Origin of the sequence: Actinomycetospora soli, from assembly GCF_021026295.1 — a bacterium.
Lineage (GTDB): Bacteria > Actinomycetota > Actinomycetes > Mycobacteriales > Pseudonocardiaceae > Actinomycetospora > Actinomycetospora soli.
This window is the reverse complement of the sequence record NZ_JAJNDA010000002.1, coordinates 273,422-286,245: the sequence shown is the minus strand read 5'-3', so window position 1 is coordinate 286,245 and position 12,824 is coordinate 273,422. Positions and strand designations below refer to the sequence as shown.

Here is a 12,824-nt window from a genome sequence, read left to right as displayed (position 1 = left end):
CACCGGGCCGCGACCGGCCACCCCGGAACCGGACCCGCCCGACCGGGTCAACCCCGGGCGATCAGCAGCGGCACCCGCTGCTCCGCCGAGGTCAGCGAGCCGTGATGGCCGACCAGGGCGGTCTCGCGGGGCTCGTTGCGGGACCGCACCATCGTCCAACTGCCGCGGGCCGCCGCCACGACGTCCCCGATCCGGCCCCGCGCCGTGTCGGTGACGTCGGGCCCGAACCACCCGCCGTCGACGGCCTCCTCGCGCGACACCACCCACGCCGCGTCGGCGAGTTCGGCGCGCCAGGCGTCGAGCACGTCGTCGGCGGCGCCGGGGACGGCGTGGACGTGGCGCACCCGGGTCTCGCCCGCGAGGCGCCGGACGCCGGCGAGCAGGGTCGGCGCGTGGTCGAGGTCGACCTGCCAGCCGCGGTCGGTGGCGATCATGCCGTGGTCGGCGACGACGAGGAGTGCCGCGCCGGGCCGCAGGCACTCCGCGATGGCGGCGACGAGCCGGTCGACGACCTGCAGCTGCATCCGCCACGGCAACGAGCCGGGTCCGTGCCGGTGGCCGACCGTGTCGAGGTCACCGTGGTAGGCGTAGACCAGCGCCCGGTCCTCGGGCTCGACGGCGAGACCGTGCAGCACCTCGGCGGCGAGGTCGCCGAGCGCGGACACGCCGTGGAAGCGGCCGCCGCGCAGGGCGGCGCGGGTGAGCCCGGAGCGGCGCTGGATCTCGGGCGCCACCTGGGTCACCGCGACGCCCGCCCGCAACGCCTGCTGCAGGACCGTGGGGCGGGGCTGGACCTGCTCGGGCGGCAGGTCGGCGAGCAGGTCGACCGGGTCGGTCGCCCCGTGGGCGCACCAGCGCAAGGTGTTGAGGACGACGTCGGGTGCCGCCTCCGGGTCCGCGAGCGGCGGGACCCCCATCGAGTAGCCCTCGATGCCGTGCGCGCCCGGCGTCAGGCCGGTGCCGAGCGAGGTGATGCTGACGGCCGTCGTCGCCGGGAAGCAGGCCGTGAGATCCCGCGACGACGTCCCGCGCGCCAGGTCGTGGAGCGCGGGCGCGTCGTGCGGGTGGGCGGCGAGCAGGTCGGCGCCGAGCCCGTCGACCAGCAGCACGCCCACGGCGGTGACGTCGTCGCGGTGGCGGGCGACGCCGAGCGTGTCGGCGAACCCGGGCACCCCGAGAGCGGCCGCCATGGAGGGCATGACCTCGGCGAGCGTGCCGTGACCGTAGGCGGGGAGGAACGGCCGCTCGGTCATGCCGGGGGATCGTAGGAGGTGGCTCCGCCAGGTGAGCAGTAAAGGTCGCTGTAGCGACCTCTACTGCTCACGAGCGCGGAGCGCACCTACACCGACGAGACGGCCTCCGGCGCGGTCGACTCCGGCACGCGGGTGGCGTGGTAGTCGTCGCCGCGCGTGTGGTCGGCGCCCTCGCGCGTCCCGGCCGCCCGCAGGGCGAGCGTGACCAGGGCGGCCACGACCAGGTTGCCGATCAGCGCCACGGCACCGACGTAGATCTGCACCTTCGACCCGTCGAACGGCGTCCAGCCGAACAGGTTCAGCTTGCCCAGCGCGAGCGCGGACCCGCCGAAGTGCTGCTTGCCGTTCACCGGGTTGGGGATGCCGTAGAGCATGATCATCCCCCAGATCAGGCCGACCGCCCAGCCCGCGAACAGCGCCCACCGGTGGAACCACCGGGTGTAGAGCGCGATCGCGACGGCGGGCAGCGTCTGCAGGATGATCACGCCGCCGATGAGCTGCAGGTCGACCGAGAACTGCGGGTCCACGACGACGATGAACAGCACGGCGCCGACCTTGACCACCAGCGAGGCGAGCTTGGCCTGCCGCGCCTCGTCCCGCGGCGTCGCGTCGCGGCGCAGGAACTCCTTGTAGATGTTGCGGGTCCACAGGTTCGCCGCGGCGATCGACATGATCGCCGCGGGCACCAGCGCCCCCACCCCGATCGCGGCGAAGGCGACGCCCGCGAACCACGACGGGAACTGGCCCGCGAACAGGGCCGGGACGATCGTGTTCGAGTCGGGACGGCCGGTGGAGCCGTTGACGATCGGCTTCGTGCCCGCCGCGATCGCGACGTAGCCGAGGAGCGCGAGCAGGGCCAGCAGGAACGAGTAGGCCGGCAGCGCGGTCATGTTCCGGCGGATCGTGGCCCGGCTCGAGCTGGACAGCACGCCGGTGATCGAGTGCGGGTAGAGGAACAGCGCGAGCGCCGACCCGAGCGCCAGCGTCGCGTACTGCAGCTGGTTGTTCGCCGTGAGCAGCGTCGACCCGGAGGCCTGGCCGGTGGCGGGCGACGGCTGCGCGAGCTTCGCGGCCCCGGCGTCGATGATCGAGCCCCACCCGCCGAGCTTCAGCGGCAGGTAGATGATCGCCACGAGGATGACGATGTAGATCAGGACGTCCTTGACCACCGCGATCAGCGCCGGCGCCCGCAGGCCGGACTGGTAGGTGTACGCGGCGAGCACCACGAACGCGACGAACAGCGGCGCGTGGCCCCAGAACCCCGAGCCGTTGAGCCCGATGGTGCGCAGCACCGCCTCGAGTCCGGCGAGCTGCAGGGCGATGTAGGGCATCGTCGCGACGATCCCGGTCACCGCGACCGCGAGCGCGAGCAGCGGCGAGTCGTAGCGGCCGCGGACGAAGTCGGCCGGGGTCACGTAGCCGTGCACCCGCGAGACCGACCAGAGCCGCAGCAGCGGCAGCATCACGAGCGGGAACGCGATGATCGTGTAGGGCACCGCGTAGAAGCCCAGGGCGCCCGAGGAGAACAGCAGCGCCGGGATCGCGACGAAGGTGTACGCGGTGTAGAGGTCCCCGCCGAGCAGGAACCAGGTGACCCACGAGCCGAAGCGACGCCCGCCGAGGCCCCACTCGTCGAGGTGCTCGAGGTCGTCGGCGCGCCGCCAGCGGCTCGCCATGAAGCCCATGACCGCCACGGCCACGAACAGCAGCAGGAAGACGACCAGCTGGACGACCTGCGCGCCGGTCATCGGTCACCCTCCTCGTCGCGCTCGCGGGTGACGAGGTGCACGGTCAACGTGCAGAGGATCCCGAGCGGGATGACCGCGATCTGGAACCAGTAGAAGAACGGCAGCCCGAGCAGCGTCGGCTCCGTCATGTTGAACAGCGGCGTGATCAGGCTGATCAGCGGGACGAGCAGGAGCAGGTTCCAGGCGCGGAAGCGGAAGTGGGGCCTCGCGGGCGCAGGGTCCGGGGTCTCCGGATCCGCGACGGATGACGACATCGGCGGTCCTAGCAAGCGCGTACTCGGTCGGTGGACGCGCGGATGTTAAGCGCGTGTACAGGTACGCACCAGAGGCTCTACTGCTGGGTAACCCCTTCTGTTCCCGATGTCCGATTTCATTTCCGACGACGGGCCTCGCGCCAGATCAGCACACCCGCGACGAGCACGACGACGGGGATCGGGCCCCACGCGAGGTAGCGCGCCACCGTCTCCAGCGACAGCGCGAACACGTAGCCGAGCAGGACGCAGCCGCCGCCCCACAGGATGCCGCCGACGGCGTTCCACGGCAGGAAGGTGCGCAGGTAGGGCATGCGGGCCATGCCGGCCATGCCCGGCACGAGGGCGCGCAGCAGGGCGGTGCCGCGACCGAGCAGCACGGCCTCGCCGCCGTGGCGACGCAGGAAGTCCTCGGTCGCCTGCCACCGGTGCTCGCCGACGAGGCGGCCGACCCGTGAGGCCTGCAGCCGCGGCCCGACGAGGCGACCGACCTCGTAGCCCACCGAGTCGCCGGCGACGGCGCACACGACGGCCACGACGATCATCGGGACGAGCGCGATGATCCCCTCGTGCGCGGCGAACCCGGCCACGAGCAGGGCCGTCTCTCCGGGCAGCACCACGCCGACCATGACGGCCGCCTCGGCGAACGCGAGGCCGCCCGCGATGACGTAGAGCCAGCCGCCGACGCTCTCGCCGATGCCGCGCAGGAACTCGAGCACGCGATCATCGTGCCCCAGGAGCGGGAGGACCCGGCGTCGGGAAGGCCCCGGACGTGCGTGAGGGGAACCCACGGGCCACCGGGGCGGCCGAGGGTTCCCCTCACGTGGGACGGATCAGGCCGAGAGCCGCTGCTTCAGGGCCTCGAGCTCGTCGCGCATCGACGTCGGCAGGGCGTCGCCGATCTTGTCGAACCACTCGTCGATGAGCGGCAGCTCCTCGCGCCACTCGTCGAGGTCGACGCGCAGCGACGCCTCGATGTCCTCGAGCGGCTCGGAGAGACCCTCGAGGTCGAGCTGGTCGGCCGTCGGCACGTGGCCGATCGCCGTCTCGGTGGCCGCCGCCGTGCCCTCGAGCCGCTGGATGATCCACTTCAGGACGCGGCTGTTCTCGCCGAACCCGGGCCACAGGAAGCGGTTGTCCTCGCCCCGGCGGAACCAGTTGACGTAGAAGATCTTCGGCAGCTTGGTGGCGTCGGCGCTCTTGCCCACGTTCACCCAGTGCTGGAAGTAGTCGCCGACGTTGTAGCCGAGGAACGGCAGCATGGCCATCGGGTCGCGGCGGACCTGGCCCTTGCCGCCCTTGGCCGCGGCGGTCATCTCGCTGGACATCGTGGCGCCCATGAAGGTGCCGTGCTGCCAGTCGAACGACTCGGTGACCAGCGGGATCGTCGTCTTGCGGCGCCCGCCGAACAGGATCGCCGAGATCGGCACGCCCTGCGGGTCGTCCCACTCCGAGGCGACGACGGGGCACTGCGAGATCGGCACGGTGTAGCGCGAGTTCGGGTGCGCGGCCGGCTTGGCCGAGCCCGGGGTCCAGTCGTCGCCGGTCCAGCCGGTGAGGTGCTGGGGGTCGCCCTCCAGGCCCTCCCACCAGACGTCGCCGTCGTCGGTCAGCGCGACGTTGGTGAACAGCGCGTTCCCGTGCTCGATGGTGCGCATCGCGTTCGGGTTGGTGTTCCAGTTCGTGCCCGGCGCGACGCCGAAGAAGCCGAACTCGGGGTTGACCGCGTAGAGGCGGCCGTCCTCGCCGAAGCGCATCCAGGCGATGTCGTCGCCGACGGTCTCGGCGCGCCACCCCGGGACGGTGGGCTGGAGCATCGCGAGGTTCGTCTTGCCGCAGGCCGAGGGGAACGCGGCCGCGACGTAGTAGGCCTTGTCCTCCGGGCTGATCAGCTTGAGGATCAGCATGTGCTCGGCGAGCCAGCCCTCGTCGCGCGCCATCACCGAGGCGATGCGCAGCGCGTAGCACTTCTTGCCCAGCAGGGCGTTGCCGCCGTAGCCGGAGCCGAAGCTCCAGATCTCCCGGGTGTCCGGGAAGTGGCTGATGTACTTGGTCTCGTTGCAGGGCCACTGCACGTCGGCCTGGCCCGGCTCGAGCGGCGCGCCGAGGGAGTGCAGCGCCGGCACCCACTCGGTGTCGCCCTCCTCGAGGCGCGCCTGCACCTCGGCGCCCATGCGCGTCATGATGTGCATGGAGACCACGACGTAGGGGCTGTCGGAGATCTCGACGCCCAGCTTCGGCTGCTCGGCGTTCGTCGGGCCCATGCAGAACGGGATGACGAACATCGTCCGACCACGCATGCACCCGCGGTACAGCTCGGTCATGGTGGCCTTCATCTCGGCCGGGTCCATCCAGTTGTTCGTGACCCCGGCGTCCTTGGGGTCGGCCGAACAGATGAAGGTGCGCTCCTCGACCCGCGCGACGTCATCGGGGTCGGACGCGGCGTGGAAGGAGTTCGGCTTCTTCTCCGGGTCGAGTCGGGTGAAGGTGCCCGCCTCCACGAGCTCGTCGGTGAGGCGCTTCCACTCCTCCGGCGAACCGTCGCACCACACCACCCGGTCGGGCGTGGTGAGCTCGGCGACCTCGGCCACCCACTCCAGCACCTCGCGGCGCTGCAGCGGCGGGTTGTCGAGCCCAGGGATGGTCGGTGCGGCCGTCATGCGTCGTGTCACTCCTCGTTCGCCGGTCACTGTCGAGCGACGACCAGAGGTCGTCACGCAACGGAGCCACGGCCTGAGTGCACCGGCGTGCGGGCAATCGAGCGGCCGGTACACATCGCCGTGTGGCCCCGTCGGAGTACAACGACGTTAACGACAGATGCTGCACACGGAACCGCCGAGGGGTGTTCGAGACACCACTTCCACGATCAAGCTGAACGATTCAGGCTCGCAGGGCCCTGACCAGCGCCGGAAGCGCCTCACCGAGAGGTGACACCAGTCGCACCGCCGCCAGATCGTCCGCGCGGCTCGGTCCGCCGGTGACGATCGCGACCGGCGTCCCCGCCCGGGTGGCGGCCCGGGCGAACCGCAGGCCCGACATCACGGCCAGTGACGAACCCAGGACCACCAGGGACCGCGCCCGCGCGACCTCCGCGAAGCAGCGCTCCACCCGCGGCCGCGGCACGGACTCGCCGAAGAACACCACGTCCGGCTTGAGCGGGCCCTCCCCGCACACCGGGCAGTCGATCATCGTGAAGGCGTCCACGAGCTCGTCGGGCAGCTCGACGTCGCCGTCCGGGTTGACCTGCGCGTCGCGCAGGCCGGACACGGCGACGTCGAACTCCCGGTTCACGACGGCGAGGCGGGCCTGGACGTCGGCCCGGTCCAGCTCCGCGCGGCACGCCAGGCAGACGACCCGTGCGAGCGCGCCGTGCAGTTCGACGACGTCCCGGGCGCCCCCGGCCTGGTGCAGGCCGTCGACGTTCTGGGTGATGACGCTCCCGACGAGCCCGCACCGCTGCAGCGCGGCCACCGCCTCGTGGGCCGGGTTGGGGCGGGCCCGCTCGATCTGCGGCCACCCGACGTGGCTGCGGGCCCAGTAGCGGTGGCGTGCGGCGGGGTCGTGGACGAACGCCTCGTAGGTCATGGGCGTGTGCCTGCGGGCCGCGCTCGAGGGGCCGCGGTAGTCCGGGATGCCCGAGTCGGTGGACATCCCGGCGCCGGAGAGCACGCAGACCCCGCCGGCGCCGACGAGCGCCGCGAGGTCGTTGAGGTCGCCGCGGAGCGGGACCTCGGCGTCCCACGTCTCCTGCAGCACCGATCCCGGATAGCGCATGACGACCTTGCCCACGGGATCCATGGTGCCCGCGCCGGGGCGCGCGCGTCGGGTCAGGCGAGCCCGGAGCGCGGGCGGGCGGCCACGCGCAGGACCGCCACGATCAGCGCGCCGATGACGAGCCAGGCGATCGCGGGGATGCCGTAGGAGAGCAGCACCTGCGCGGTCTCGTTCCCGACCACGAACAGGTTCGCGAGACCCAGGGTCAGCGAGTCGGCGGCCGACGCGATGAACTGCGTCAGCCCGTTGTCGGGGTTGGCGCCGAGGATCTCCAGCACGATGTGCACGACGAGGATCGCGGCGAAGAGCCCGGTGATCAGGCGGACGAGGCCACCCACGAGGCCCAGGACGCCACGGACCGCGCCCGTGACGGGGTTGCCGGAGCGGGGACGGCGGTCGAGGTCGGCCATACCGGGGGGTGCCCGTTCGACGGCCACGGTGTGCACCCGTCCCGTCACGACTCGGTCACGGCGAGGAGCCCGGAGGAGCCCGTGTGCACCGTCCGGGGCAGTGGCTACTCCGTCCTGTGCCCACGAACCCGGCCCTCCCCGCCCGCCACCGCTCCGTCTGGCTCGACCGCGAGCTGCCGTCCCACCCCCCGCTGCGCGGCGAGCTCCGCGTCGACGTCGCCGTGGTCGGCGGCGGCATCACCGGCCTGACGACGGCCGTGGCCCTGCACCGGGCGGGCTGCTCGGTGGCGGTGCTGGAGGCCCGGCACCTCGGCGCGGTGGCCAGCGGCAACACCACGGCCAAGGTGTCGGTGCTGCAGGGCACCCGCGCCTCGACGCTCGCGCAGCGCCACCCCCGGGACGTCGTCGACGCCTACGTCGCCGCGCACCGCGCCGGCCTCGACTGGCTGGCCGACCGCGCGGAGGGCGTCGACTGCGGCTTCGAGCGGGCCCCCGCGGTCACCTTCTCGACGGCGGGTCGGGACTCCGCCGGCGCCCGCGCCGTCCGCGCCGAGGCGGACGCCCTGCGCGCGGCCGGCCTGCCCGCCACCCTGGACGCCGACCTCGACCTGCCGTTCGGGGTCTCCGAGGCGGTCACCCTCGCCGACCAGGTCCAGTTCGACCCGGTGCCCTACCTGCACGACCTCGCCCGCGAGCTCGTCGACGCCGGGCACCCGGTCCACGAGGGCACCCGGGTCCGCTCGGTCTCGCTGGGCGCCTCGTTCCCGCTGGGTCCGGCTCCGCTGCGCTCCGTGTCCCGTGGGCCGACGCCGGAGCTCCGCACCGACCACGGTCGCGTCCTCGCCGACCGCGTCGTGCTCGCGACAGGCATCCCGGTGCTCGACCGCGGCCTCTACTTCGCCCGTGTCGAGCCCGCCCGCTCCTACGCGCAGGCGGCGCGCGTGCGCGACCCCGAGGGCCTGCCGTCCGGCATGTACCTGTCGGCCGACTCCCCGACGGTGTCGATCCGCACGGTCGTCGTCGACGGCGAGCGGCTCCTGCAGACCGGCGGCTTCGGTCACCGGGTGGGCACCGACACCCCGATGTCGCACCACGAGCGCGATCTCGCGGACTGGACCGCGCAGCACTGGCCCCTCGACGCGATCACCCACCGGTGGTCGGCGCAGGACTACGAGCCCGAGGACGGCCTGCCGTTCGTCGGCCCGATGCCGCTGCAGCCCCGGGTGCTCGTGGCCACCGGGTTCGCGAAGTGGGGCATGACCGGCGGCACCGCGGCCGGGCTGGCGCTCGCCGACCACCTCGTCGGCCGCGACAACCCCTGGGCGCCGACCTTCGCCGCGGACCGCGTCCCCCGGTTGCGCTCGGCGCCGCAGCTCGCGCGGGCCAACGGGCAGGTCGCCCGCTACCTGGCGACGGGCTGGGCGAAGCCCGACCTGCCGTCGCGGACGCCCCTCGCGGAGGGGGAGGGCCGGGTCGAGACCACCCGCCGCGGCAAGGTCGGCCGGTGCCGGGTCGGCGGCGTCGAGCACGAGGTCGGCGCCGTGTGTCCGCACCTCGGCGGCGTTCTCGCCTGGAACGACGCGGCCGCGAGCTGGGACTGCCCGCTGCACGGATCGCGCTTCGCCCCGGACGGCGCCGTGCTCGAGGGGCCGGTCACCGAGGGCCTCGGCGCCCCGCCCGGACTGACGCGGGTGATCGCGCCGCGGTCGTGATCAGGAGGCCTGCGACAGGCGGGCTCAGCCCGGGCTGCAGAAGCGGCCCTTGGCGTCACGCCACCGCCCGTTCTTGTCCTTCTTCACACACAGCCCTGCACCGCCGGACGACGAGGCGGCCGGTGCAGGCGCCGCCTTCGCCGGTGCCGGCTTGGACGCCGGCTTGGGCGCGGGCTTCGGTGCCGGCCTGGGCCTGGGCTTGGGCTTCGGGGTTCCGACGGCAGGTCGCGCTGCGGCTGCCGCAGCGGTCGTCGAGGGCGGCGGCGCGACCGGCGCCGCGGTGACCGGCGCCGGTGCTGCCACCAGCGGCGCGACCGGTGCCGGCGGGACGACGACCGGGACCGGGGGTGCTGCGGGCGCCGTGCTCGCGACCGGCGACGGAGCTGGCGCGGCATCGGTGCGGGGCGGCTGCGGACCGACCATCAGGCCGATGACGACGAGGAGGACGAAGAGCCCGGCGATGCTGCCGAGTCCGATCAGGACGCCACGCTTGATCCGCTTGCCGAGAGACCGGCGAGGCGGCTGCACGGGCAGTTCCACCGTCGGTGCGTCGCCCGGGTCGGCCCCCCACGCGTACGGCCCCGGCGTGCTCGTGTGCGTGTCCACTGGATGTCCCCCGACTCCCGATGCAGTTGCCGCAGGTGTCGTCGTCCGAGGCCGGATCGTTACCGGCCCTTGACCCACGGTCGGGGTCGGCGAGACCGCAGGGAGTCGGTCGTGATCAGGAGGCCTGCGACACCGAGGACATGTTGAAGTCCGGGATCCGCAGCGGCGGCATCGCGACGCGCGTGAACCAGTCCTTCCACTCGCGCGGCAGCGTCCGCTCGGTGGCCCCGGCCTCGGCGGTGCGCCGCACGAGGTCGAGCGGGGACTCGTTGAACCGGAAGTTGTTCACCTCGCCGACCACCTCGCCGTCCTCGACGAGGTACACGCCGTCGCGGGTCAGGCCGGTGAGCAGCATCGTCTCCGGGTCGACCTCGCGCATGTACCAGAGGCAGGTCAGCAGCAGGCCGCGCCGCGTGCCCGCCACCAGGTCGGTCAGCGACGCGTCCGACCCGCCGGTGAGCAGGAGGTTGTCCGACGGCGGGGCGAATCGGGTGCCGAACTCGGCGGCGGCCGCCCGCGGGTAGGCCAGCTCGCCCACCGTGCCGTTGCGCAGCCACTCCACGCGCCGCGTGCTCGCGCCGTTGTCGAACACCGACACCTCGTCGCCGGAGGCCGTGGTGGCGAGCACCGGCTCGTAGCGCAGCGTCGGGAAGCCCGGCGCGTCCGGGTCGCCGGCCAGGGTCAGCGGCAGGTCGGTCAGCTGCTCGCCGACCCGGGTGCCGCCGGCGCGCGACAGGGCGCTGCGTCCTTCCTGCGCGGGCCGCCCGCCCATCGACCACGCCAGGTAGATCATGAAGTCGCTGACCGCCGACGGCGGCAGGATCGTCTCGTAGCGTCCCGGCTCCAGCGCGACCCGACGGCGCCCCCACGCGAGCCGCCCGCGCAGGTCGCCGAGGATCGCGGGCAGGTCGACGTCGGTGAAGTCGCGCGTCGAGGTCCCGCCCCACACCGAGCTGCCCGCGTCCTTGAGGTTGACCTCGACGGCCCCGGACGGTTCGACCCACCGGCGCCGGACCCCGGCGGAGGTGGCGAGCCAGGTGGTGGTGACGTGGTGGTCGGCGAACCCCGCGCTGCGGTCGGTCGCGAAGGAGTCCCCGAGGGCGGCGGCGAGGTCGGAGAAGACGCCGATCGAGGTCTCGGCCGCCGGCTCGTCGAGGGCGTCGCCGGGTCCGGTCGGCGGGGGGAGCTCCGCGGCGTCGCGGGACGCCCCGGAGTCCTCCGCGGCCCGCACGGCGGCGCGCACCGCGTCGGTGAGCCGGGCGTCGGCCTCGGCGCCGCCCGCGAGCAGCGAGTCGGGCGCCGACACCCGCACCACGCCGGCGCCCGTGCCGCCGCCCGCGAGCGGGACGAGCAGCACCAGGCCGAGCGTGCGGTCGGTGGTGGCCCCGTTCGTCGTCATGGTGGAGTTCGCCCAGCGCAGCACCACCTCGCCGGTCTCGCGCAGGATCACCGCGACGCCCGCGTCGGGGCGGATGCGGGCCGCCGTCTCCAGGGCCCGGTCGACGAGGCTCATCGGCCACCCTCGCTCGCGGTGTTGAGGACGTTGACGCCACGGAAGAGCGCGGACGGGCAGCCGTGGCTCACCGGCGCGACCTGCCCGGGCTGGGCCTTGCCGCAGGTGAACGCACCGCCGAGCCGCCAGGTGGCGGGACCGCCGACGGCCTCCAGTGCGCCCCAGAAGTCCGTGGTGGTGGCCTGGTAGGCCACGTCGCGGACCTGTCCGGCCAGCTCGCCCGCCCGGATCCGGTAGAAGCGCTGCCCGGTGAACTGGAAGTTGTAGCGCTGCATGTCGATCGACCAGGACCGGTCGCCCACGACGTAGATCCCGTCCTCGACGCCCGCGATCAGGTCGGCGGTGCTCACCTCGGTCGCCGCCGGCGCGACCGACACGTTCGCCATCCGCTGCAGCGGCACGTGCTCGGCGGAGTCGGCGTACGCACAGCCGTTGGACCGCTCGAGCCCGAGGCGCGGCGCGAAGGAGCGGTCGACCTGGTAGCCGACGAGGACGCCGTCGCGGATCAGGTCGAACTCGCTCGTCGCGACCCCGTCGTCGTCCCAGCCGACCGACGCGAGACCGTGCGGCACCGTCCGGTCGCCCGTGACCTGGAGGACCTCGCTGCCGTAGCGCAGCGTGCCCAGCAGGTCGGGGGTGGCGAAGCTGGTCCCCGCGTAGTTGGCCTCGTAGCCGATGGCGCGGTCGTACTCCGTGGCGTGCCCGATCGACTCGTGGATCACGAGCCACAGGTTGGTGGGGTCGATGACGAGGTCGGTGGGACCCGCGACGACCCCGGGCGCGCGCAGCTTCTCCGCCAGCAGCTCCGGGAGCTCGGCCAGCTCCGCGTGCCAGTCCCAGCCCGTGCCGGTGAGGTACTCCCAGCCGCGCCCGACCGGCGGGGCGACCGTGCGCAGTGACTCGAAGCCGCCCGCGTCCCGGTCGACCGCGGTGACGCTCACGCCGGGGTCGACCCGCACCCGTTGCTGTGTGGTGACGGTGCCGGCGAGGTCGGCGTAGAAGGTCTGCTCCTTGACCTCCAGGCAGCTCGCCTCGACGTGGTCGACGCCCGGGGCGGCGAGCAGCGTCGACGAGCGCTGGGCGAGCAGCCCGATGCGCTCGGCCTCGTCGACCTCGAACGGATCGATCGCGTACTCCGACACCCACGTGACGTCGTGGTGCACCGGCTCCGGGGCCAGTTCCACGGACTCGCGCGCGACCGCGGCGAGCGTCGACGCGACCTCCAGGGCCCGCCGTGCCGTGGCGGCGGCGGTGGTCGGGGTGACGTCGACGTGGGCGGCGAACCCCCAGACCCCGCGACGCAGGACGCGGACGGCGAGGCCCACGCGGTCGGTGTCCGACGAGCTCACCACCCGGGCGTCGCGCAGCTCCAGGGCCCGGCTGCGCAGCCGGTGCACGCGGACGTCGGCGTGCTCGACCCCGGCGTCCCGCGCCACCTGCAGAGCGGCGTCCGCGACCCCGCGCAGCGGCAGGGCGAGGAAGTCCGGGTCGACGGGGCGGACACCGGTGCTCACGTCCGGGACGGTAGCGGCCCGGACCGACACCCTCCGTCCGTCC

General features: G+C 73.6%; 11 protein-coding genes. 1 reads left to right on the top strand and 10 read right to left on the bottom strand.

What is annotated here, in order from left to right:
* Positions 1-47: 47 nt before the first annotated feature.
* From LN037_RS03955 to LN037_RS03925, 7 genes are all read right to left on the bottom strand, one after another.
* Entirely contained in the window at positions 48-1,253 is a 1,206-nt protein-coding gene (locus LN037_RS03955) for an alkaline phosphatase family protein (RefSeq protein ID WP_230750018.1), read from the bottom strand.
* A gap of 86 nt (positions 1,254-1,339) precedes the next feature.
* Positions 1,340-3,001 (bottom strand): monocarboxylate uptake permease MctP, encoded by a 1,662-nt coding sequence (mctP, locus tag LN037_RS03950; RefSeq protein ID WP_230750016.1) that lies wholly within the window; start codon positions 2,999-3,001, stop codon positions 1,340-1,342.
* Entirely contained in the window at positions 2,998-3,255 is a 258-nt protein-coding gene (locus LN037_RS03945) for a DUF3311 domain-containing protein (protein ID WP_230750015.1), read from the bottom strand. Before LN037_RS03945 ends, mctP begins: the two co-directional genes overlap by 4 nt.
* Positions 3,256-3,371: 116 nt before the next feature.
* On the bottom strand, positions 3,372-3,971 hold the full coding sequence (locus LN037_RS03940) for a DedA family protein (RefSeq protein ID WP_230750013.1): 600 nt from the start codon (positions 3,969-3,971) through the stop codon (positions 3,372-3,374).
* Positions 3,972-4,085: 114 nt separating this feature from the next.
* Positions 4,086-5,912: a phosphoenolpyruvate carboxykinase (GTP) gene (locus LN037_RS03935; RefSeq protein ID WP_230750011.1), complete on the bottom strand. Its 1,827-nt coding sequence runs from the start codon at positions 5,910-5,912 to the stop codon at positions 4,086-4,088.
* 220 nt (positions 5,913-6,132) lie between these two features.
* On the bottom strand, positions 6,133-7,050 hold the full coding sequence (locus LN037_RS03930; protein ID WP_230750010.1) for a Sir2 family NAD-dependent protein deacetylase: 918 nt from the start codon (positions 7,048-7,050) through the stop codon (positions 6,133-6,135).
* 29 nt (positions 7,051-7,079) lie between these two features.
* Positions 7,080-7,463 (bottom strand): hypothetical protein, encoded by a 384-nt coding sequence (locus LN037_RS03925; protein ID WP_230750008.1) that lies wholly within the window; start codon positions 7,461-7,463, stop codon positions 7,080-7,082.
* Between the two features lie 89 nt (positions 7,464-7,552).
* On the opposite strand from LN037_RS03925, the gene LN037_RS03920 reads away from it, so the two are divergent.
* On the top strand, positions 7,553-9,148 hold the full coding sequence (locus tag LN037_RS03920) for an FAD-dependent oxidoreductase (RefSeq protein WP_230750007.1): 1,596 nt from the start codon (positions 7,553-7,555) through the stop codon (positions 9,146-9,148).
* Positions 9,149-9,172: 24 nt separating this feature from the next.
* Here LN037_RS03920 and LN037_RS03915 read toward each other — a convergent pair whose 3' ends face one another.
* The 3 genes from LN037_RS03915 to LN037_RS03905 form a co-directional block, all read right to left on the bottom strand.
* Entirely contained in the window at positions 9,173-9,688 is a 516-nt protein-coding gene (locus LN037_RS03915; RefSeq protein WP_230750005.1) for a hypothetical protein, read from the bottom strand.
* Between the two features lie 181 nt (positions 9,689-9,869).
* On the bottom strand, positions 9,870-11,267 hold the full coding sequence (locus tag LN037_RS03910) for a metallopeptidase TldD-related protein (RefSeq protein ID WP_230750004.1): 1,398 nt from the start codon (positions 11,265-11,267) through the stop codon (positions 9,870-9,872).
* Positions 11,264-12,781, bottom strand: a complete 1,518-nt coding sequence (locus LN037_RS03905; protein WP_230750003.1) for a TldD/PmbA family protein — start codon at positions 12,779-12,781, stop codon at positions 11,264-11,266. Before LN037_RS03905 ends, LN037_RS03910 begins: the two co-directional genes overlap by 4 nt.
* Positions 12,782-12,824 lie beyond the last annotated feature (43 nt).

What these genes read in the sequence shown, in the direction of transcription:
- mctP (WP_230750016.1), bottom strand. Translation starts at nt 3,001, where the DNA reads ATGACCGGCGCGCAGGTCGTCCAGCTGGTCGTCTTCCTGCTGCTGTTC.
- LN037_RS03930 (WP_230750010.1), bottom strand. Translation starts at nt 7,050, where the DNA reads ATGGATCCCGTGGGCAAGGTCGTCATGCGCTATCCGGGATCGGTGCTG.
- LN037_RS03910 (WP_230750004.1), bottom strand. Translation starts at nt 11,267, where the DNA reads ATGAGCCTCGTCGACCGGGCCCTGGAGACGGCGGCCCGCATCCGCCCC.
- LN037_RS03945 (WP_230750015.1), bottom strand. Translation starts at nt 3,255, where the DNA reads ATGTCGTCATCCGTCGCGGATCCGGAGACCCCGGACCCTGCGCCCGCG.
- LN037_RS03935 (WP_230750011.1), bottom strand. Translation starts at nt 5,912, where the DNA reads ATGACGGCCGCACCGACCATCCCTGGGCTCGACAACCCGCCGCTGCAG.
- LN037_RS03955 (WP_230750018.1), bottom strand. Translation starts at nt 1,253, where the DNA reads ATGACCGAGCGGCCGTTCCTCCCCGCCTACGGTCACGGCACGCTCGCC.